The 17566-nt window shown below is 60.1% G+C and carries 23 protein-coding genes; 11 read left to right on the top strand and 12 right to left on the bottom strand.

The genetic code is table 11. From position 1 onward, the window contains the following. Nucleotides 1-16: 16 nt before the first annotated feature. From H9Q16_RS08800 to sucC, 7 genes are all read right to left on the bottom strand, one after another. Entirely contained in the window at nucleotides 17-475 is a 459-nt protein-coding gene (locus tag H9Q16_RS08800) for a DUF805 domain-containing protein (protein ID WP_191074932.1), read from the bottom strand. Nucleotides 476-536: 61 nt separating this feature from the next. Continuing rightward, entirely contained in the window at nucleotides 537-1424 is an 888-nt protein-coding gene (gene sucD / locus H9Q16_RS08795; RefSeq protein ID WP_191074931.1) for a succinate--CoA ligase subunit alpha, read from the bottom strand. A 50-nt stretch (nucleotides 1425-1474) separates the two neighbouring features. After that, nucleotides 1475-1696, bottom strand: coding sequence for a hypothetical protein (locus H9Q16_RS08790; protein WP_191074930.1), 222 nt, complete (start codon nucleotides 1694-1696; stop codon nucleotides 1475-1477). Nucleotides 1697-1716: 20 nt separating this feature from the next. Beyond that, entirely contained in the window at nucleotides 1717-2502 is a 786-nt protein-coding gene (locus H9Q16_RS08785; protein WP_191074929.1) for a class I SAM-dependent methyltransferase, read from the bottom strand. A 5-nt stretch (nucleotides 2503-2507) separates the two neighbouring features. Then, nucleotides 2508-3002: a hypothetical protein gene (locus H9Q16_RS08780; protein WP_191074928.1), complete on the bottom strand. Its 495-nt coding sequence runs from the start codon at nucleotides 3000-3002 to the stop codon at nucleotides 2508-2510. Nucleotides 3003-3055: 53 nt separating this feature from the next. Continuing rightward, the gene (locus H9Q16_RS08775; protein ID WP_191074927.1) at nucleotides 3056-3547 is read right to left on the bottom strand and encodes a hypothetical protein; all 492 of its coding nucleotides are present in this window, start codon (nucleotides 3545-3547) and stop codon (nucleotides 3056-3058) included. Between the two features lie 2 nt (nucleotides 3548-3549). Further along, the gene (gene sucC, locus H9Q16_RS08770) at nucleotides 3550-4743 is read right to left on the bottom strand and encodes an ADP-forming succinate--CoA ligase subunit beta (RefSeq protein ID WP_191074926.1); all 1194 of its coding nucleotides are present in this window, start codon (nucleotides 4741-4743) and stop codon (nucleotides 3550-3552) included. A gap of 577 nt (nucleotides 4744-5320) precedes the next feature. Between sucC and H9Q16_RS20525 the strand changes: the two genes are divergently transcribed. Continuing rightward, nucleotides 5321-5464: a hypothetical protein gene (locus tag H9Q16_RS20525; protein WP_216859316.1), complete on the top strand. Its 144-nt coding sequence runs from the start codon at nucleotides 5321-5323 to the stop codon at nucleotides 5462-5464. Nucleotides 5465-5674: 210 nt separating this feature from the next. Here the strand turns inward: H9Q16_RS20525 and H9Q16_RS08760 are convergent, their stop codons facing one another. From H9Q16_RS08760 to H9Q16_RS08745, 4 genes are read right to left on the bottom strand one after another with little or no spacing between them, the layout of a single operon-like run. Further along, nucleotides 5675-6706, bottom strand: a complete 1032-nt coding sequence (locus H9Q16_RS08760; RefSeq protein WP_191074924.1) for a MaoC family dehydratase — start codon at nucleotides 6704-6706, stop codon at nucleotides 5675-5677. Continuing rightward, a complete protein-coding gene (locus H9Q16_RS08755) occupies nucleotides 6706-6909 on the bottom strand; it encodes a DUF1737 domain-containing protein (protein ID WP_191074923.1) in 204 nt (67 codons plus the stop codon). The genes H9Q16_RS08760 and H9Q16_RS08755 overlap by 1 nt, the downstream gene beginning before the upstream one ends. 10 nt (nucleotides 6910-6919) lie before the next feature. Further along, nucleotides 6920-7477 (bottom strand): NnrU family protein, encoded by a 558-nt coding sequence (locus H9Q16_RS08750; RefSeq protein ID WP_191074922.1) that lies wholly within the window; start codon nucleotides 7475-7477, stop codon nucleotides 6920-6922. Between the two features lie 4 nt (nucleotides 7478-7481). After that, nucleotides 7482-8339 (bottom strand): HpcH/HpaI aldolase/citrate lyase family protein, encoded by an 858-nt coding sequence (locus H9Q16_RS08745; protein ID WP_191074921.1) that lies wholly within the window; start codon nucleotides 8337-8339, stop codon nucleotides 7482-7484. Nucleotides 8340-8658: 319 nt separating this feature from the next. On the opposite strand from H9Q16_RS08745, the gene H9Q16_RS08740 reads away from it, so the two are divergent. Beyond that, nucleotides 8659-8991, top strand: coding sequence for a hypothetical protein (locus H9Q16_RS08740; protein ID WP_191074920.1), 333 nt, complete (start codon nucleotides 8659-8661; stop codon nucleotides 8989-8991). A gap of 204 nt (nucleotides 8992-9195) precedes the next feature. On the opposite strand, the gene H9Q16_RS08735 is transcribed toward H9Q16_RS08740, so the two are convergent. Next, the gene (locus H9Q16_RS08735; protein WP_191074919.1) at nucleotides 9196-9957 is read right to left on the bottom strand and encodes a sulfite exporter TauE/SafE family protein; all 762 of its coding nucleotides are present in this window, start codon (nucleotides 9955-9957) and stop codon (nucleotides 9196-9198) included. A 105-nt stretch (nucleotides 9958-10062) separates the two neighbouring features. Here H9Q16_RS08735 and H9Q16_RS08730 point away from each other — a divergent pair, with 105 nt between their 5' ends. The 9 genes from H9Q16_RS08730 to H9Q16_RS08690 all read left to right on the top strand — a co-directional run bounded on the left by H9Q16_RS08730 (nucleotide 10063) and on the right by H9Q16_RS08690 (nucleotide 17563). Beyond that, a complete protein-coding gene (locus H9Q16_RS08730) occupies nucleotides 10063-10914 on the top strand; it encodes a PRC-barrel domain-containing protein (RefSeq protein WP_191074918.1) in 852 nt (283 codons plus the stop codon). Between the two features lie 169 nt (nucleotides 10915-11083). Next, on the top strand, nucleotides 11084-12046 hold the full coding sequence (gene mdh / locus H9Q16_RS08725) for a malate dehydrogenase (RefSeq protein WP_191074917.1): 963 nt from the start codon (nucleotides 11084-11086) through the stop codon (nucleotides 12044-12046). 278 nt (nucleotides 12047-12324) lie between these two features. Further along, entirely contained in the window at nucleotides 12325-12897 is a 573-nt protein-coding gene (locus tag H9Q16_RS08720; protein WP_191074916.1) for a BA14K family protein, read from the top strand. An 84-nt stretch (nucleotides 12898-12981) separates the two neighbouring features. After that, nucleotides 12982-13656, top strand: a complete 675-nt coding sequence (locus tag H9Q16_RS08715) for a DUF1194 domain-containing protein (protein WP_191074915.1) — start codon at nucleotides 12982-12984, stop codon at nucleotides 13654-13656. 172 nt (nucleotides 13657-13828) lie between these two features. Next, on the top strand, nucleotides 13829-14212 hold the full coding sequence (sdhC, locus tag H9Q16_RS08710) for a succinate dehydrogenase, cytochrome b556 subunit (protein ID WP_191074914.1): 384 nt from the start codon (nucleotides 13829-13831) through the stop codon (nucleotides 14210-14212). Between the two features lie 11 nt (nucleotides 14213-14223). After that, entirely contained in the window at nucleotides 14224-14595 is a 372-nt protein-coding gene (sdhD, locus tag H9Q16_RS08705) for a succinate dehydrogenase, hydrophobic membrane anchor protein (protein WP_191074913.1), read from the top strand. A 30-nt stretch (nucleotides 14596-14625) separates the two neighbouring features. Further along, the gene (sdhA, locus tag H9Q16_RS08700; RefSeq protein WP_191074912.1) at nucleotides 14626-16431 is read left to right on the top strand and encodes a succinate dehydrogenase flavoprotein subunit; all 1806 of its coding nucleotides are present in this window, start codon (nucleotides 14626-14628) and stop codon (nucleotides 16429-16431) included. After that, a complete protein-coding gene (locus H9Q16_RS08695; RefSeq protein WP_191074911.1) occupies nucleotides 16431-16754 on the top strand; it encodes a hypothetical protein in 324 nt (107 codons plus the stop codon). The genes sdhA and H9Q16_RS08695 overlap by 1 nt, the downstream gene beginning before the upstream one ends. Nucleotides 16755-16786: 32 nt before the next feature. After that, nucleotides 16787-17563, top strand: a complete 777-nt coding sequence (locus H9Q16_RS08690) for an FkbM family methyltransferase (RefSeq protein ID WP_191074910.1) — start codon at nucleotides 16787-16789, stop codon at nucleotides 17561-17563. Nucleotides 17564-17566 lie beyond the last annotated feature (3 nt).

Here is a 17566-nt window from a genome sequence, read left to right as displayed (position 1 = left end):
AACGAGGGCGGGACGATTAGTCAGAAACGGACGCCGGGGGCGGCCCGTACTGGTTGGTTTCAGGATCAGAGGGGCGCGTGAGCCACCACAGGAAGACGAGCGAGACGACAAGGCCGACAATGCCGATCAATCCGGACAAAAGGACCGACCCGGTGCTGGGGAATTGCCCGGCGGCAATGGCAGCGTCGTCGGGCATGTCGGGCGCGATCAGTGAATTGATCAGGCCAAGCCCTGCGGGGAACACAATCCACCAGCCGGGTCTGCCGGTATCCTGCAGACGGCGGAATCCCACGGCGAGAGCCGGGCAGAGCACGGCCAGTGTGAAGAGGATCGAGAGGGGACCAAGAAGCAGCGCCACAAAGGAGCCGATCACGACCGCCAGAATGAACCACCAGTATTCGGGACGCGAGGCGCGCCCCTGAAAGGTCGCGTATTTTTGCGTGAGGCATGTTCTGACGGCGGTAGTGAAATCCATGGTCATAGGGGGATACTCTCTTGGTGCTGCGGACTGATGTGGTCGCGGTGCCTGTGTGCTCTCAGCCTTTTTCGATCGCTTCTTTGACCGCCTCGCCCAGCGTCGCCGGGCTATCCGCCACCACGATGCCCGCTTCGCGCATGGCATCGATTTTGTCCTCGGCGCCGCCCTTGCCGCCCGCGACAATGGCGCCTGCGTGGCCCATGCGGCGGCCCGGAGGGGCGGTGCGGCCTGCGATAAAGCCTGCGGTGGGCTTCCAGCGGCCTGCCTTGCGTTCGTCCGCGAGGAACTGTGCGGCGTCCTCTTCCGCTGAGCCGCCGATTTCGCCGATCATGATGATGCTTTCTGTTTCATCATCGGCAAGAAACATCTCAAGCACATCGATGTGTTCGGTGCCTTTGATCGGATCGCCACCGATGCCGATGGCCGAAGACTGGCCGTAGCCCATGTCGGAGGTCTGTTTGACCGCCTCATAGGTCAGTGTGCCGGAGCGGGAGACCACACCGCAGCTGCCGCGTTTATGGATCGAGCCGGGCATGATGCCCATCTTGCAGGCGTCAGGCGTGATCACGCCGGGGCAGTTCGGGCCGACGAGGCGCGATTTTGACCCTTCGAGCGCGCGTTTTACGCGCATCATGTCGAGCACCGGAATGCCTTCGGTGATGCAGACGATGAGGGGCATTTCGGCGTCGATCGCCTCGAGAATGGAATCAGCTGCAAACGGGGGCGGCACGTAAATGACAGAGGCATTGGCTTGCGTCTGGTGCATCGCCTCATGCACGGAGTTGTAGATCGGCAGGTCGAGGTGGGTCTGGCCGCCTTTGCCCGGTGTGACGCCGCCGACCATCTTGGTGCCATAGGCGATGGCCTGTTCGGTGTGGAAGGTGCCCTGAGAGCCGGTGAGGCCCTGACAGATCACGCGGGTGTTTTCATCTACGAGTACGGCCATGTGGTTTCCTTTGACGTGCGTTTGAGAGGGGGCGCTGTAGTCTGTGCCCGTTAATCGATGATCGGTACCGAGCCGTCGCCCGGTTGTGAGGGGATGCAGGCCGCCTGGCCCGGCGTGCCACAGGGGCTATAGCCCGGTGCAAGGGTGGCGGGGTGGATGGCCTGGGGGCCTTTGCGCACCTCGTATTTTGTGCTGTCAGAGGCGCAGGCGGACATCAGCAGAGCGCCGCACAACAGGGCGGTGACGCGGTTTCTGGAGGAGAGTGGGGGCATCTGCCTTTCCTTATGTCGCATTACGGTGCCGCCTTGCGCAGCAGGACCGAGATATTATCGTCGACCGGACGGGTGATCCGATTGATCAGTTGGGTGGTGAAACCGGCGCGCATTGCGAGGTTCGTCAGCGTGTCGAGCGTGAAGTAATTGACGTGATCGGGGTAGCGAAAGCCGCACCATGTCGGCCCGATGACGCGGCGATTGAGAGAGCCGTAATTCGGTACGCGGATGAACACGCCGCCGTGGGGCTTGAGCGCCCGATGTGCGCCTTTCAGAACGCCCATCGCGTCCACTTCGTGCTCAAGATAAGAGTTCATGACGATCCCGTCGAACATGCCAGCTTCAAAGTCCCAAATTGCTTCGGCACCGGCGCCATGCAGGCAAAACCCACCCGCTGCGCGCATGCGTTTGTCGGCAATTCTGTGCAGTTCGGTCGAAAGCTCGATCCCGTAGGGGGTCATGGGCGGGGTGATCCTGTCGCCATGGCCGCACCCGATATCCAGAACGTGGCCATCCCTGAACCATTTTCGAAAGCTTTGGGTCTTGTCGCGGGACATGCCCAGCGCCACGCGCACCTTGCGGACATAGGGGGAGAGGGGGGTCGAGCCTTTGGTCCTGGCTTTCTTGGCCTCGTAGGTTTTTTCCCAAGCGAAATCCTCTTTCAGCGCCTCATAGGCGGGGGGATTGCGCAGATAGACCAGATCGCAGGTGTCGCACTGACCCAGTGCCCAGCCATCAGGCGAATAGTCGGGCAGCGGGCGGGCCGTTGTGCCGTCGCAATTCGGACAGGCGCGATATGCGGTCATGTCCTTCATCCCTTCTCTGGCAGCCCAAGTCCGTCATAAAGGCGGTCTACGCTCATGAAAGTGCGCGTGCCGTTTGCACGGGTGCCGACTTCAACAACGGCCACGCGACCGCGCAGCAACTCCCGGCCTTCGATGAGGGCCGTCGCGTCCCCGACATGGTGCGTGTCTGGCAGAGGGATCGGTGTGCCGAATGTCGGAGGGGTCGCCATCTGCTGTCGCAGCGCGTCTATGGCCAGCGTTGTGTGATCGCCGTCAAACTCGATACTGCAGCGGCGCTCTACACCCTTGGGCGCATCTATAGGGCGCGGCTCAAGGCTGTCGTCCCAGAAGGTCAGGGTGAATGTCGCAGGTTCGGTGAGAGCAGATTGGATGTTGCTTTCGATCTGAGCGGCCGTTTGGCCTGCCTTGAAGCACCATTGGTTGAAGCTGGCGATGGCCGGCTGCGGATCGGCCATAGCCGTGCTTGCGGCAAGCAGGAAAAGCACTTCAGGACGCACCATGCGGATCTCCCTTGGCCCTTGGGACGACATCTGATGCGCACCCGGCTGGCACGCTAACCTGCCCGCTTGAAGACCAGCAGCGAACTGATGCTGCCGGTTGCGCTTGTACTTTTGGCCGAAACCGTCACCGCAACGCCGGACTTCTGCAGCACATCGACCTGTCGGCCACGGCTGTCGGTCATTTGCGCTCGACGAAACCCCTGCGCCAGAACGGTTTCCTGCGCGGTGCGCAGAAAGCCGTTCAAAGCCTTGACGCCGCCACTGCCGACTTTCACGTGACATTCCAACATACCACCCCCGTTGCGCAGGCTGACATGAACGTTGTTCTTGCGGCCCAGAAGCAGGTCGCGGCCAAAGGATTTTTCGAAACCCTTCCGCTTTTGCGTGAACCCCTTGCGGAGCAACGCGTCTGACGCCTGCCCTGTCTGCAGATAGCCAAGGCAGAACTGCGTGGCGTCCTGAACTCCAGAAGTCAGATTCGCCGCCAGAGCGCCGGTCGCCATCACGGTAAAGGCGACGGTCAGCAAGGTTCGGAGGGCGCGCATCCTCACCCCTTAACAGCCTTCACGATCTTTTGCGCGCCGTCCTTGAGGTCATCCGCCGCGATCACGTCCACGTCGGAATTGTTGATGATGTCCTTGCCTTCCTGCACCTTGGTGCCCTCAAGACGGACCACCAGCGGCACCTTGAGGCCCACCTCTTTGACCGCAGCAACCACACCTTCGGCGATAACGTCGCAGCGCATGATGCCGCCAAAGATGTTGACAAGGATGCCTTTGACGTTGGGATCAGAGGTGATGATCTTGAAGGCTTCGGTCACCTTCTCCTTGGTCGCACCGCCGCCCACATCCAGGAAGTTGGCAGGTTCGGCGCCGTAAAGTTTGATGATGTCCATTGTGGCCATCGCGAGGCCCGCGCCGTTGACCATGCAGCCGATTTCGCCGTCCAGAGCGATATAGTTCAGGTCGTATTTGGACGCCTCCAGTTCCTTGGAATCCTCTTCGGTGGTATCGCGCAATTCTGCGATATCGGCGTGGCGGTAGACCGCATTGCCATCAAAGCTAATCTTGGCGTCGAGCACCTTGAGGTCGCCGCTGTCGGTGACAATCAGCGGATTGATTTCGAGCATCTCCATGTCTTTTTCGACGAAGGCTTTGTAAAGCGTGCCCATTAGCGCCACGCACTGCTTGACCGCCTTGCCCTGCAGCCCCAGCGAAAAGGCGATGCGGCGGCCATGGAATGGTTGGTAGCCGGTGGCGGGGTCGACGGCGAAGTTCAGGATCTTTTCGGGCGTCTTGGCCGCGACCTCTTCGATGTCCATGCCGCCCTCGGTCGAGCAGACAAAGCCCACGCGCGAGGTCTGGCGGTCGACCAGCAGGGCGAGGTACATTTCCGTTTCGATGCCCGAACCGTCTTCGATGTAGATGCGGTTGACCTGCTTGCCCACGGGCCCGGTCTGGTGGGTGACCAACGTGCGGCCCAGCATGCGCTTGGCCTCTGTTGCTGCTTCCTCGACCGATTTGGCAAGGCGCACGCCGCCTGCGTCACCGGCGTCTGCTTCTTTAAACTTGCCCTTGCCGCGACCGCCTGCGTGGATCTGCGCCTTGACGACCCAGAGAGGCCCGTCCATTTCGCCCGCCGCGGATTTGGCATCTTCGGCCTTGAGCACGACACGTCCGTCAGAGACAGGCGCCCCGAAGCTGCGCAAAAGGGCTTTGGCCTGGTATTCGTGAATGTTCATGACAGTTCGGTCCCGCTGTTGTTGGCGACGCCCGCAAGGTAGGGAGCGGGTGAGTCTTTGCTTACCTGCGACACTTTCGCACAATCGGATTCATTTCCAGCGGAAAGCGACATTTGTGATCACACGCGAAAAAGCTGTGATCACAAAAATTAGCTGTTGTGGGATTTGAGCGGGTTTGCCGGGGAGATTGCAGTGGGCGTGTGCGTTTTCTTGATTTGATTTGCCTTGGGTACGTCAGTTTGCAGGCTGCGGCAGAGTGCCGTCGTTGCGCTGTAGCAGCGCTACGGGTGCAAGCGCTGTGCGGAATTCCAATCTAACAAAATCTTGCTCCCAGATTTTTCTGGATGCCGGATTTGTGGAGGAAGCGATGCTTTGTCATTTAGCATCACATGAAAGTTCGTCTGGTTGTGATCCAAAGCCCGGCCCCGCCCGTACTAGGCTTACTTAAACAAGGGAGAACTAAAACATGAAGATCTTAGTAGCATCGACCGTGGCTTCGCTGGCTTTGGCAACATCGGCTTTTGCAGAGGGTCATTCGGCGGCGAATAATGGCCAAGGCGGAGGCAAAGGCAGAGATATGGCAACTGACGTTTCAAATGGCGGCGGTGCCGACAGAGGCGATGCATCGGTTGCTGCCGGCTTGAAGGGTGGCTGGGGCGGCAATGCAGGCGCGACAGGCGGGCAGGTTTCGTCCGGTCCTGCGGCTGCTCCGAAAGAGTAGAAATTCAATCCCAGGCATCCGGTGAGTTCCTCTGACTTTCCAGAGGGGAAATCCAGCTTGATTGATGACCAGCAAGGCCCGCTTTAGGCGGGCCTTTCTTTGATGGTTGCGCGACAATTGATTGTCAGTTCGGCCGATGCCGATCAAATATTCCGACGGATTAGGGGCAGGGTTTGGCGCGGGCTCAAGAATTACGGGTGACCTGGCGCCTCAGGTCGGCATCAGGGCCCAGTAATCCAGATCCAGCAGCACCTCGGGCAGGTATTTGCCGTCTTCGCCGCGCAAGGCGAAGGGCGCTCCGCCCTTGGTTGCGACCAGCCGCAGCCGGATGGCGCCCACGCCGGGAGCGTCCGTTTCGGCCTTGTCCAGCACTTCCGACCAAGCGCGGACCGTGTCGCCCGCAAGGCAGGGGTTGGCATGGGCCCCGCCGTTCAGGCCCACCACCATCTGCGCATTGGCCAGCCCGTTGAACGACAGCGCGCGCGCCATGGAGATCACGTGGCCGCCGTAGATCAGGCGCGACCCGTCGGGGCGGGCGGAGGTGTCGAAATGCACCTTGGCCGTGTTCTGCCACAGGCGGGTGGCCATCATGTGTTCGGCTTCTTCGATGGTCACGCCGTCCACGTGGTCGATCTGTTCGCCGATATCGTAGTCGGCCCAGCGGTGGGGCTCTCCGGCGAGGGCGAAATCGTAGTTTGTGAAATCGAGACCCTTGGGGATGCTGAGTTGGGTCGCATCGACGGCCTTGGGCAGGTCCGGGACAACGGTTTCCGGGGCCGGGGCGTCGAGGTTGTTTTTGCGCACCATGACCCAGCGGACGTATTCCATGACCGTCTCGTCGTGCTGATTGAGGCCGGTTGTGCGGACCCAGACAACGCCAGTCTTGCCGTTGGAGTTCTGCTTGAGGCCGATGACCTTGGACTGGCTGCGCAGGGTGTCGCCAGGCCAGACCGGGGTGATCCAGCGGCCCTGGGCATAGCCGAGATTTGCCACCGCGTTCAGCGACACATCCGGCACGGTTTTGCCAAAGATCACGTGGAAGGCGATCATGTCATCGAGCGGGCTGAAGGGCAGGCCGCAGGTTTGCGCGAACTGATCCGAAGAATAGAGCGCGTGGCGCGCAGGATAGAGCATGTGATAGAGGGCGCGTTCGCCCATCTTCACGGTACGCGGAACGGCGTGATGGATCACCTCGCCCAGCGTGTAGTCCTCAAAGAAGCGGCCGGGATTTGTTTTTGCCATCAGTGTGCGCTCAGCTTTGTGTCGGGGGTGTAGGTGCCTTCGACGTCCTTCACCACGGATTGCCCACAGCGCATGACGCCTGCCTTGTGATCCCAGGTCTGCGTCGGAGAGCCGTAGAGCGCCCAGCCCTTGTTCAGGGCCTCGGTGACTTTGTGGCAAAAGGCAGATGTGTCCTCTTCTGAGAGGAAGCGGTAGAGTTTCATTATGGTATCCTCAGGAGGGGAAGGGCGACACACCCAGCCAAAGGTGGATCAGCGCAACGACCACGAAAAGCACCACGGTGATCACAAAAAGGCGTATCTTCTTGGCCCGACCGGCGGTCGCAGGGGGTGTCCAGTCAGGCTGGGCCTTGTTGATCACGATCACGCTGGCGACCGCCCAGGCCAGCAGCCCGCCAAAGAGAAGGATCGACGCCAGATCGCCGTTCACCAGCAGATGCGCGATGGCCCAGGTTTTGAAGGCGGTCAGCTGGGGGTGGCGGATCTTGTTAGCGGGCCAAACCTTGTCGGCCGAGCCTGCGGAAGATCCAAACGTCCAGAAAGCAAAGACCATCAGCGCATTGTTGATGTGGACCATGAAGGCGGGCGGAGACCAGACGTGGATGAAACCGGTACCGCGGTACCCGAGCACCATCAGAATGATGGCCGCCACCAACAGGACGGTTACAAGCCCCTTGCCGGCCTCACCCATGCGGGCGCGTTGTTCGGGCATCGCCCGTTTGAAGAAATGGGCACCTGCCCAGAGGATCAGGCCAAGGATTATCAGGAACATGGGGCTACTCCGATGCCAAGCGTTCTATTGCTTCCAGCTTTGCCAGAGTTTCATGGGCCGTGGCAACATGCAGGTTCTCGACGATCTTGCCGTCGACCACGGCCACGCCTTGGCCTGCGGCCTTGGCGGCCTCGAAAGCGTCGATCTGGCGGCGGGCGAGGTCGGCTTCGTCCTGGGACGGCGAGAATGCGGCATTTGCGATGTCCAATTGGGCCGGGTGGATCAGGGTTTTTCCATCAAACCCCATGTCACGGCCTTGGGTGCATTCGGTTTGCAGGCCTGTTTCATCCTTGAAGGCGTTATAGACACCATCGACGATGGCCACCCCATATGCCTTGGCGGCCAACAGGCAGAGGCCAAGCGCGGTCATCATTGGCAGGCGGTCGGGGCGAAAGCGCGTTGAGAGGTCCTTGGCCAGATCATTGGTGCCCATGACCATCGCCTGAAGGCTGGCATGTGCGGCGATGGCGGGCGCGTTGATCATGCCTGACGGGGTTTCCATCATGGCCCAAAGAGGTATGTCGCCGACGATATCGGCCAGCGCCTGAAGGTCGGCAGGGCTGTTCACCTTGGGCAGCAGAATGGCGTCGGGTCGCATGTCGGCGGCGGCGCGGGCATCATCGGCCCCCCATTCTGTGTCAAGGCCGTTAATGCGGATCACTTTCATACGCGCGCCATAGCCCCCCTGCGTCAGGGCAGCGGAAAGGGTGTCGCGGGCAGTGCGTTTTTCATCGGGGCTGACCGCGTCTTCGAGATCAAAGATGATCGCGTCGCACGGCAGGCTGCGCGCCTTGTCGAGCGCGCGGTCCTTGGAGCCGGGGATGTAGAGCACAGAGCGCAGGGGGCGGGTGAGTTTGGCCATGATCGTCCTTTCGGGCGCGAAAGATTGTTGCGCGTCAGACCTGCATTTTTGCCAGAAAACTTCAAGCGCAATCGTGCCGCAGCGCAGCAAAAATCAACGCCGCCAGGTCGCGTACGCAGCGTTAACCAATATTTCAGGGCTGATGCGTCATCTTCACGTCGTCGCATTTTACCGGGAGGGCCGTTTCGGCAGGGCCGCTGAGACCTAACGGTGCGTGGAATGGCAGACGTTTTGGGAACCGGGCCGCCCGGTCGTCACCGCAACAGCGGTTGGCCAGATGATCGCGGGCGCAGCCTTTTGGAGACAAAGGCAGATCGACATGAACCGTACCGTCAAGATTTTTCACCTTGCAGCACTAACCACTGCTGCAGCCCTCTACCTGTTTGCCGTCACGGATGTGGCAGCGGAAGGCGCGCGCAATTGCGCCCCGCGCGAGGCCGTCGTGACCCGACTGGCCGAAGGATACGGCGAGACGCGCCAGTCCATTGGGCTGGGTTCGAACAATGCGGTGATAGAGGTTTTCGCCTCTGACGAGACCGGCAGCTGGTCAATCACCGTCACGCAGCCCAATGGGGTGACCTGTCTTGTTGCCTCGGGGCAGGGGTATGAGCAATTGGCCGAGGCGCTGCCGCCCCAGGGCGATGACGCCTGAACAGACAAATGTTTCGAGCCGGAAAGGGCGTGCCTTTGGGCGCGCTCTTTTTGCATTTATACGATGGCGTTGGGTCGACGTGTGCACACCAGCGCGAGTGGGATCGTGGAATTTGAATGCTGGGTTTGAGTTTAAATGGAAAGATGAAGTCTGGCGCGTGTTTTCAAGGGCGGGCCAGGGAAGGGCGACAGGGTGGGGAAAGCTTTATGTCAGCCCGTCCCAGATCAGCTTTCCACCCGTAATCAGCAACAGAATATAAGTGATTGCAAAGAACAGGCGCTCGGGCACGATCTGGTGGGCGCGCACGCCAAGCCATGTGCCGATGAGCGCGAAGGGCGCGAGGACGAGGTTGGCCATGAATGTCTGGGCGGTGAACATGCCAAGGTAGGCGTAGGGGACAAATTTCACGATGTTGAGCACCCAGAAGAGCAGGACGGTGCTGGCTTGATATTGCGTTTTGGTCAGCCCCCGCGTGAGCAGGAACATCGCCACCGGTGGTCCGCCCGCGTGGCTCACAAAGGTCGTAAAGCCGCCAACCGTACCAAAGACGACACCCGCCCAATCTGGCAGCCGCTGTTGTGCGATCCTGATCCAACCGCGCGCAAGGGACACCTGCCACAGAACAAATCCCACAGAGACACCGCCGATCAGCAGGCGGATGAGGTCGGCAGATGCCACGCTGTAGAGCGCGGCCCCGACCGCGATGCCGGGCAGGCCGCCATAGATCAGAAGTCTGACGTCCCGACCGCTCCATTTACGCCAGTAAGGTTTGAGCGAGGCCACGTCGATCAGCATCAGAAGCGGCAGCATGATCCCCAGTGCCAGACCGGGATCCACCACTAGTGCCAGCGCAGTCGCAGAGGCGAAAGCGGCCCCTGATCCGAACCCCGCTTTCGACACCCCGGCGAAGATGACAGCCGGTATTGCAACGGCATAAAAAACAGGGTCCCAGGCGAGGTACGTCATAGATTAACTGCGGTGCTCCTTTTTCCGATTTTCGCGGAACCAGGAGCACCGCCCAGAGTTGGTATCACGTCAAGATGATAAACAACCCTAGAGGAGAAAGTTAAAATGAAACGCTTCCTAAGTACAACCGCTGTCGTGCTGGCCATGTCTGGTGCAGCTTACGCCGAAATGGACAACAAGGGCTTTGGCGACATCAAAGTTGAACAGTCCGACTTTTTTGCATCCGATCTGATCGGCATGCGGATCTATAACTCCGAAACCGAGTTCGACGCGGACGCCCGTGTTGCGGATGGTGCCGAGCAGGAGTGGGACGATATTGGTGAGATCAACGATATCATTCTGAGCCAGAACGGCGACGTACGCGCCGTTATCTTGGGCGTTGGTGGCTTTCTGGGCATGGGCGAGCGTGACGTGAGCGTGTCCATGGACAGCATCAAGGTACTGCGTGAAGAAGGCGACAGCGACGATCGCTTCCTGGTGGTGAACACCTCCAAGGAGATGCTTGAGAAAGCACCAGCTTTTGAGCGCGACATGAGCGAAGAGGTGAACGCCGAATTGCAGGAAGCCGAAGCCGAGACCGAGCAGATGGCCGAAAATGCCGAGACGGCAACTGAAGAGCGCATGCCGCTGACACGACCCGCCGTTGAGCGTGAGGGCTATCAGGAAGCCGAAATGGAAGCCGTGCAGGCGATGACGGCGGATGATCTGACCGGCTCGTATGTTTATGGCGCCAACGATGAGACCGTCGGCGAAGTCGACAGCCTGATCATGGGCGAAAACGGCCAGGTCAGCGAAGTGGTGATCAATGTCGGTGGTTTCCTGGGGCTCGGCGAAAAGCCAGTGGCCGTTACCTTTGAAGAGCTGCAGATCCTCAAGAACGTCGAAGGCGATGATTTCCGCATCTACATCGACAGCACAGAAGAAAAGCTTGAGCAGCTGCCCGAGCACAACGGTTAAGCCAGCGACGGCATGACCCCGAGAAAGCCGCCCGGTCACCGGGCGGCTTTTTTGATGCGCGTGGCCGCATAGGTTCAGGCCAACTGCGGGTCTTGACCGGACACAACTTGCGGGCACCTACGCATTTCGCTATGCCGCCTGCAACGCAACCCATGTCGGAGATATCACCATGGCCAGACCCAAAATCGCACTTATCGGCGCTGGGCAAATCGGCGGGACGCTCGCACATCTTGCAGCTTTGAAGGAACTGGGCGACGTCGTCCTGTTCGACATTGCTGAGGGCATTCCGGAAGGCAAAGCACTGGACATCGCAGAATCGGGCCCGTCGGCCAAATTCGACGCGGCCATGTCCGGCACCCAGGATTATGCTGATATTGCAGGGGCTGACGTCTGCATCGTGACCGCAGGTGTGGCCCGCAAGCCCGGCATGTCGCGCGATGATCTGCTGGGCATCAACCTGAAGGTCATGAAATCAGTGGGCGAGGGCATCGCCCAGCACGCGCCGGATGCCTTCGTGATCTGCATCACCAACCCGCTGGACGCGATGGTCTGGGCCTTGCGCGAATTTTCGGGCCTGCCGCATGAGAAAGTCTGCGGCATGGCGGGTGTGCTGGACAGCGCGCGCTTCCGCCACTTCCTGGCCTCTGAATTTGACGTCTCGATGAAAGATGTCACAGCATTTGTTCTGGGCGGGCATGGCGATACGATGGTGCCACTTGTGCGCTATTCCACTGTGGCAGGTATCCCGCTGCCGGATCTGGTCAAGATGGGCTGGACCACGCAGGAAAAGCTGGACGCGATTGTGCAGCGCACCCGCGATGGCGGGGCCGAAATCGTGGGCCTGCTCAAGACAGGCTCTGCGTTTTATGCACCGGCGACCTCTGCGATTGAGATGGCTGAAAGCTATCTCAAGGATCAAAAGCGTGTCCTGCCCTGCGCAGCTTACGTCGATGGGGCCTATGGTCTTGATGGGTTTTACGTCGGTGTGCCCACAGTAATCGGGGCAGGCGGCGTTGAGCGCGTTGTCGAGATTTCGATGAACAAGGATGAACAGTCGATGTTCGACAGTTCGGTCGAGGCGGTCAAAGGGCTGGTACAGGCCTGCAAGGGCATTGACGATTCGCTGAAGTAACGCCGCATTCTTCCGGGAAGTGAAAACGCGCCTTAGGGCGCGTTTTTTTGTGTCTATGCCTCCGGTGGTGCGGCGCTGGCGGCGTTGTTATCGGATAACAAGGGTCTGATATTGCCATAGTCGACCCTGATGGGTCACACTGAAAGGGCAGACGGCAGACCGGTCGTGACCTATCAGAAATCGGTTGCCGCGCTGGGCTGTGCCGCCCTTTGCGCTTTTGGCGTGTGATTGGTGGTGTAGCGAGGGGCAGAGACTTTTTGATTATGAGGAGTCCTTCAATGCCGAAATACAAAACATTTCTGAACCGCGCCGGCACGTTTTTGCTTGTACTGTCTTTGATGGCACCGCCCGTCGGGGCGGCTGGCCTCATGGGCGCGCGGGTTGCCATGCCAACCCTGTCGGTGGGTGAGATCATCAAGTCCGCGACACCGGATGTGGTGCCTGTCGACCATCGGCTGAACGGATACGCACCGGGGTATTATTACCCCCGTCCAGTGCGGCCGCGCCATTATCCGCGTGGCTATCCGTACCGAGGGCCTGTGCGGTCTGAAGGCGTGCGTCCGCGACACGGTCCGCGCCATTATCACCCGCGCAGATATCGGCGCCATAGTGACGATTGGGTGATCCCGCTGATCGTACTTGGGCTTGGATCGGCGTTGCTGAACCAACCTCGCCAACACGCGCCGGTCCAGCGGGCCTATGGCGGTTGGCGGCACATCCCTGCGGCCAATTTGCGGGCGCATGATGCCTGGTGCGATCAGAAATATCGCAGCTACAGCAGGTCAACCAAGACGTTCCAGCCCTATTCGGGTGGTCGCAGGTACTGCAATTCGCCCTTCGATCTGCTTTGAGGGCGCGGCGCGCGGTGGTGCGCGCATTTGAGGATGGACAGAAAGTGTAATGCACCCGCCTGGTGGCCGCGCTAGGGTGCAGCTATGCGCGCCTTTGGATTTTTCGCCGGGCTGTTGACCCCTTTGCTATCTGGCCCGGTTTCTGCCTGTGGGCTGGCGTTGGTGCTGGCGGTGGATGTATCTGGTTCTGTCGACACGCGGGAATACCGGATCCAGATGGACGGCCTTGCCGCCGCGCTGCGGGATGGGGTGGTTGCCGATGCGCTCGTCAGCCAGCAGGCGCAGGTCACGTTGATCCAGTGGACCGGGTCGTCGCGCCAACGTCAGACGATCCCCTGGCGGGCAATGACGTCATTGGCGGATGTGCTGAACATGGCCGATGAGATTGAGAACGATCTGCGCCGCTGGCGCAATTTCTCGACCGCTATCGGAGAGGCGGTGGCGCTGTCTATTGATGTTTTTGATGCTGTGCCTTCGTGTGCGCGCCGGGTGATCGATGTATCAGGTGATGGCGTGTCCAACGAAGGGGATCCGCCTGTATCCATGCGCCCGGCACTGGCGGAAAAACAGGTCGTCGTCAATGCGTTGGCAATTGAAACAGACAGCACTGACCTTACGGCCTACTTTTTCGAGAACCTGATTTTCGGAGAGGGCGCTTTTGTGATCACCGCGAATGGATTCGAGGATTATCCCGCGCAAATCAGGCGAAAATTGCAGCGCGAGACAACAAAACAGCTGAGTATGCTGGGCACGGAATGAGGCAGACGTGATCACAGTTTTCAAAAGTGTGATCACATTTGCGAACCGGGGGGATTTTCGCTGAAGATTCAGCGGCGATGTGCCAACAAACCGCAGGGATTCCCGGTTTGGCGACGTGACACTCCGGCAAAAAGCGCTATCAATGGTCCAAGCACTTAAGAAGGGACCTAACATGGCTGACGTGAACCGGGGCAATCGCCCGTTGTCACCCCATCTGTCGATCTACCGCCCGCAGTTGACCTCTATGACCTCGATTCTGACGCGGATCACAGGCAACGCGATGTTGATCGCGGCCTTGCTGATCGTGTGGTGGTTTCTGGCTGCTGCGACCTCGCAGGCATATTTCGATACGGTAAACGGGTTTGTGACCAGCTGGTTCGGTGATCTGATCCTGTTCTTCAGCGTGCTGGGCCTGTGGTATCACACGCTGGCCGGTGTCCGGCACCTGATCTGGGACAATGGGTATGCGCTGGACATTCCCACAGCCGAAAAGCTGGGCTGGGCCTGTATCGGCGGCGCGGTTGTCCTGACCATCCTCACCGTTTTGATCGTATAAGGAGGCACGATATGGCATTTCTGACAGACCGTAAGCGTGCGATGGGCCTGGGTTCGGCCAAGACCGGGACCGCCCATTTTTGGGCCATGAAGGTAAGTTCAGTCGCGCTGCTGATCCTGATCCCGCTGTTCGTCTTTACCTTCGGGGCCGCGCTGGGCGGTACCTACGAAGACATTCTTGCCTACTACAGCCGGCCCTTCCCCGCGATCATCGCGGCGCTGACGCTGGCAGTGGGGTTCAAGCACTTCAATGACGGGGTGCAGGTATTAATCGAGGACTATGTGCATGGAATCGCGCAAAAGATCACGATCATCCTGATGACCTGCCTCAGCTATGGTGCGGCGGCGGTGGGCATCTTTGCCATCGCCAAGCTTGCATTTTGACCAATATTCGCCTGAACGGGAGGCCACAACATGGCTGCATATGATTATGAAACCCACGAATACGACGTCGTGGTTGTCGGCGCAGGCGGTGCCGGATTGCGCGCCACGCTGGGGATGGCAGAGCAGGGGCTGCGTACGGCCTGTATTTCCAAAGTGTTCCCGACGCGGTCGCACACAGTGGCTGCACAGGGCGGGATCGCCGCGAGCTTGAGCAACATGGGCCCCGACAACTGGCAGTGGCACATGTATGACACGGTCAAGGGGTCGGATTGGCTGGGCGACACGGATGCCATGGAATACCTCGCACGTGAAGCGCCCAAGGCGGTCTACGAGCTTGAACATTATGGCGTGCCGTTTTCGCGCACCGAAGAGGGTAAGATTTACCAGCGACCCTTTGGGGGCCACACGACCGAGTTCGGTGAAGGCCCGCCCGTGCAGCGCACCTGTGCGGCCGCGGACCGGACAGGGCATGCCATTTTGCACACGCTTTATGGGCAATCGCTGAAGCAAAACGCGGAGTTCTTTATCGAGTATTTCGCGATCGACCTGATCATGTCCGAAGATGGCGAATGTCAGGGCGTGCTGTGCTGGAAGCTGGATGACGGCACCATGCATCTTTTCGCCGCCAAGATGACCGTTCTGGCCACAGGCGGATATGGCCGGGCCTATTTCACCGCGACATCGGCCCATACCTGCACAGGCGACGGCGGCGGCATGACCGCGCGCGCCGGTTTGCCGCTGCAGGACATGGAGTTTGTGCAGTTCCACCCGACCGGCATTTACGGCGCGGGCTGTCTGATCACGGAAGGCGCGCGCGGTGAGGGCGGTTACCTGACCAATTCCGAAGGCGAGCGGTTCATGGAGCGGTATGCGCCGACCTACAAGGATCTGGCCAGCCGCGATGTGGTCAGCCGATGCATGACAATGGAGATTCGCGAAGGCCGCGGTGTGGGGGATGAAAAGGATCACATCCATCTCAATCTCAACCACCTGCCGCCTGAAACGCTGGATCTGCGCCTGCCGGGGATTACGGAAAGCGCGCGCATCTTTGCGGGTGTGGATCTGACGAAAGAGCCGATCCCGGTTTCACCCACTGTGCATTACAACATGGGCGGCATACCGACCAATTACTGGGGCGAGGTGCTGGCCCCAACCAAGGATAATCCTGACAACATCAGCCCCGGTCTGATGGCCGTGGGCGAGGCGGGATGTGCATCGGTGCATGGCGCCAACCGACTGGGATCCAATTCGCTGATTGACCTTGTGGTCTTTGGCCGCGCGGCGGCGATCCGGGCCAAGGATGTAGTCGACCCTGAAAGTGCTGTGCCGACGCCGAGCAAACGGTCGGTCGAGGCCGCGTTCAGCCGGTTTGACGGCTTGCGCTATGCCAAGGGTCATGTGCCCACCGCCGATCTGCGGCTTGAGATGCAAAAGACGATGCAGGCCGATGCTGCCGTTTTCCGCACTGAAAAGACGCTGGCCGAGGGCGAGGAAAAGATGAAGGACGTCGCCGGCAAGCTGGAGGACCTGCATGTCACCGACAAGAGCCTTGTATGGAATTCTGACCTGATGGAGACGCTTGAGCTGACCAACCTGATGCCCAATGCTGTGGCCACCATCACGGCCGCAGCGGCGCGCAAGGAAAGCCGGGGCGCGCATGCGCACGAGGATTATCCAGATCGCGACGATGAGAACTGGCGCAAACACAGCCTTGTCTGGTTCAAGGGCAACGAGGCGTCGCTGGGCTATCGCGGCGTTCATCTGAACCCGCTGACCAGCCACAATGACGGCGGTATCGACCTCAAAAAGATCGCCCCGAAGGCGCGGGTTTATTGATGCGGTTTCTGGCGCTTGTCCTTTGTGGCCTGTTCCTGGTCGCCTGTACCGAAGTGGAGCAGGCGGTTGACCAGACTGCGCGCAAAGGCGCCAAGGGTGTGGTGACCGAGGTGCTGGCCACGCGGTTTCCGCAGGTGCCCAAAGAGCTGATCACGCCCTTTACCGATTGCATCATCGATAACTCCACCGCTGACGAAGTGCAGGAATACGTCAAGGCCGCCGTGCGCGGTGTTGACGATGGGACAGTGGCGGCGGTGCGCTCTGCGTTGTCGCGTCCTGAAACGGTCTCTTGCGTTGGTGGGACGGTGCAGGTGGTGCTCTGATCATGAACGCGCAATCGCCTCATAGCCCGGTCATGTCCGACCCAAGCGTTGATGCGCTGCGTGCTGCGTTTCGGACGGCAGACAAGCCGACGCGGCGCAAGCTGGTGCCGTTGCTGCCACCCGCTGAAATCGCTTTTGCCGGGGTGCGGATGTTTGTCGATCCGCGGGATAATTATACCGAACGGCGCATTTGGCTGGACGGTCAACCGCCCGAGATGGACAGCCTGATGGCGCTGGTGGAACGGATTGAGGGCCGCCGCGCGCTGGTTCTTGATGTGGGGGCCAATTGTGGTGCCTTCACCGTGCCGCTTGCGCTGGCCGCTGGCGACGGCAGTCGCGTCATTGCGTTCGAGCCGAACCCGGTGATGATCGGACGCCTTGGCCATAACGTGGCGCTGAATGGTTTGGGCGATGTGGTGCGGATCGAAGGCTGTGCGCTGGGACAGGCCGCTTGTGAGGCGATGCTGAATTTCAAACGGGGCAACTATGGTCAGGCGTCGCTGATGCCGATCCGACCCCGGCAGCGCACGGGGGGCACACTGGTGCCGGTGCGCGTGATCACCGACTTTGTGCAAGATGCCGACACCTATGAGATTTGCGTGCTGAAGATCGACGTTGAAGGCGCGGAAGAACTGGCGCTGTCTCCGATGGTGCAGGGCGGCGGCTGGCTGCCGGATGTCATCCTGATGGAGACACGTCACGCTGCCGACTGGAACAGAGATCTGATCGGAGAGATCACCGCGCTTGGATTTGAGACCGCTTTTGAAGCGGACGGAAACACGCTTTTTGCCCGTCAGGGCCGCAGATGAGAC

Origin of the sequence: Sulfitobacter aestuariivivens, assembly GCF_014763045.1 — a bacterium.
Lineage (GTDB): Bacteria > Pseudomonadota > Alphaproteobacteria > Rhodobacterales > Rhodobacteraceae > Sulfitobacter > Sulfitobacter aestuariivivens.
Note: the sequence above shows the minus strand (reverse complement) of the source record. Positions and strands in the feature narration are given on the sequence as shown.

What these genes read in the sequence shown, in the direction of transcription:
- H9Q16_RS08800 (WP_191074932.1), bottom strand. Translation starts at nt 475, where the DNA reads ATGGATTTCACTACCGCCGTCAGAACATGCCTCACGCAAAAATACGCG.
- sucD (WP_191074931.1), bottom strand. Translation starts at nt 1,424, where the DNA reads ATGGCCGTACTCGTAGATGAAAACACCCGCGTGATCTGTCAGGGCCTC.
- H9Q16_RS08790 (WP_191074930.1), bottom strand. Translation starts at nt 1,696, where the DNA reads ATGCCCCCACTCTCCTCCAGAAACCGCGTCACCGCCCTGTTGTGCGGC.
- H9Q16_RS08785 (WP_191074929.1), bottom strand. Translation starts at nt 2,502, where the DNA reads ATGACCGCATATCGCGCCTGTCCGAATTGCGACGGCACAACGGCCCGC.
- H9Q16_RS08780 (WP_191074928.1), bottom strand. Translation starts at nt 3,002, where the DNA reads ATGGTGCGTCCTGAAGTGCTTTTCCTGCTTGCCGCAAGCACGGCTATG.
- H9Q16_RS08775 (WP_191074927.1), bottom strand. Translation starts at nt 3,547, where the DNA reads ATGCGCGCCCTCCGAACCTTGCTGACCGTCGCCTTTACCGTGATGGCG.
- sucC (WP_191074926.1), bottom strand. Translation starts at nt 4,743, where the DNA reads ATGAACATTCACGAATACCAGGCCAAAGCCCTTTTGCGCAGCTTCGGG.
- H9Q16_RS20525 (WP_216859316.1), top strand. Translation starts at nt 5,321, where the DNA reads ATGGCAACTGACGTTTCAAATGGCGGCGGTGCCGACAGAGGCGATGCA.
- H9Q16_RS08760 (WP_191074924.1), bottom strand. Translation starts at nt 6,706, where the DNA reads ATGGCAAAAACAAATCCCGGCCGCTTCTTTGAGGACTACACGCTGGGC.
- H9Q16_RS08755 (WP_191074923.1), bottom strand. Translation starts at nt 6,909, where the DNA reads ATGAAACTCTACCGCTTCCTCTCAGAAGAGGACACATCTGCCTTTTGC.
- H9Q16_RS08750 (WP_191074922.1), bottom strand. Translation starts at nt 7,477, where the DNA reads ATGTTCCTGATAATCCTTGGCCTGATCCTCTGGGCAGGTGCCCATTTC.
- H9Q16_RS08745 (WP_191074921.1), bottom strand. Translation starts at nt 8,339, where the DNA reads ATGGCCAAACTCACCCGCCCCCTGCGCTCTGTGCTCTACATCCCCGGC.
- H9Q16_RS08740 (WP_191074920.1), top strand. Translation starts at nt 8,659, where the DNA reads ATGAACCGTACCGTCAAGATTTTTCACCTTGCAGCACTAACCACTGCT.
- H9Q16_RS08735 (WP_191074919.1), bottom strand. Translation starts at nt 9,957, where the DNA reads ATGACGTACCTCGCCTGGGACCCTGTTTTTTATGCCGTTGCAATACCG.
- H9Q16_RS08730 (WP_191074918.1), top strand. Translation starts at nt 10,063, where the DNA reads ATGAAACGCTTCCTAAGTACAACCGCTGTCGTGCTGGCCATGTCTGGT.
- mdh (WP_191074917.1), top strand. Translation starts at nt 11,084, where the DNA reads ATGGCCAGACCCAAAATCGCACTTATCGGCGCTGGGCAAATCGGCGGG.
- H9Q16_RS08720 (WP_191074916.1), top strand. Translation starts at nt 12,325, where the DNA reads ATGCCGAAATACAAAACATTTCTGAACCGCGCCGGCACGTTTTTGCTT.
- H9Q16_RS08715 (WP_191074915.1), top strand. Translation starts at nt 12,982, where the DNA reads ATGCGCGCCTTTGGATTTTTCGCCGGGCTGTTGACCCCTTTGCTATCT.
- sdhC (WP_191074914.1), top strand. Translation starts at nt 13,829, where the DNA reads ATGGCTGACGTGAACCGGGGCAATCGCCCGTTGTCACCCCATCTGTCG.
- sdhD (WP_191074913.1), top strand. Translation starts at nt 14,224, where the DNA reads ATGGCATTTCTGACAGACCGTAAGCGTGCGATGGGCCTGGGTTCGGCC.
- sdhA (WP_191074912.1), top strand. Translation starts at nt 14,626, where the DNA reads ATGGCTGCATATGATTATGAAACCCACGAATACGACGTCGTGGTTGTC.
- H9Q16_RS08695 (WP_191074911.1), top strand. Translation starts at nt 16,431, where the DNA reads ATGCGGTTTCTGGCGCTTGTCCTTTGTGGCCTGTTCCTGGTCGCCTGT.
- H9Q16_RS08690 (WP_191074910.1), top strand. Translation starts at nt 16,787, where the DNA reads ATGTCCGACCCAAGCGTTGATGCGCTGCGTGCTGCGTTTCGGACGGCA.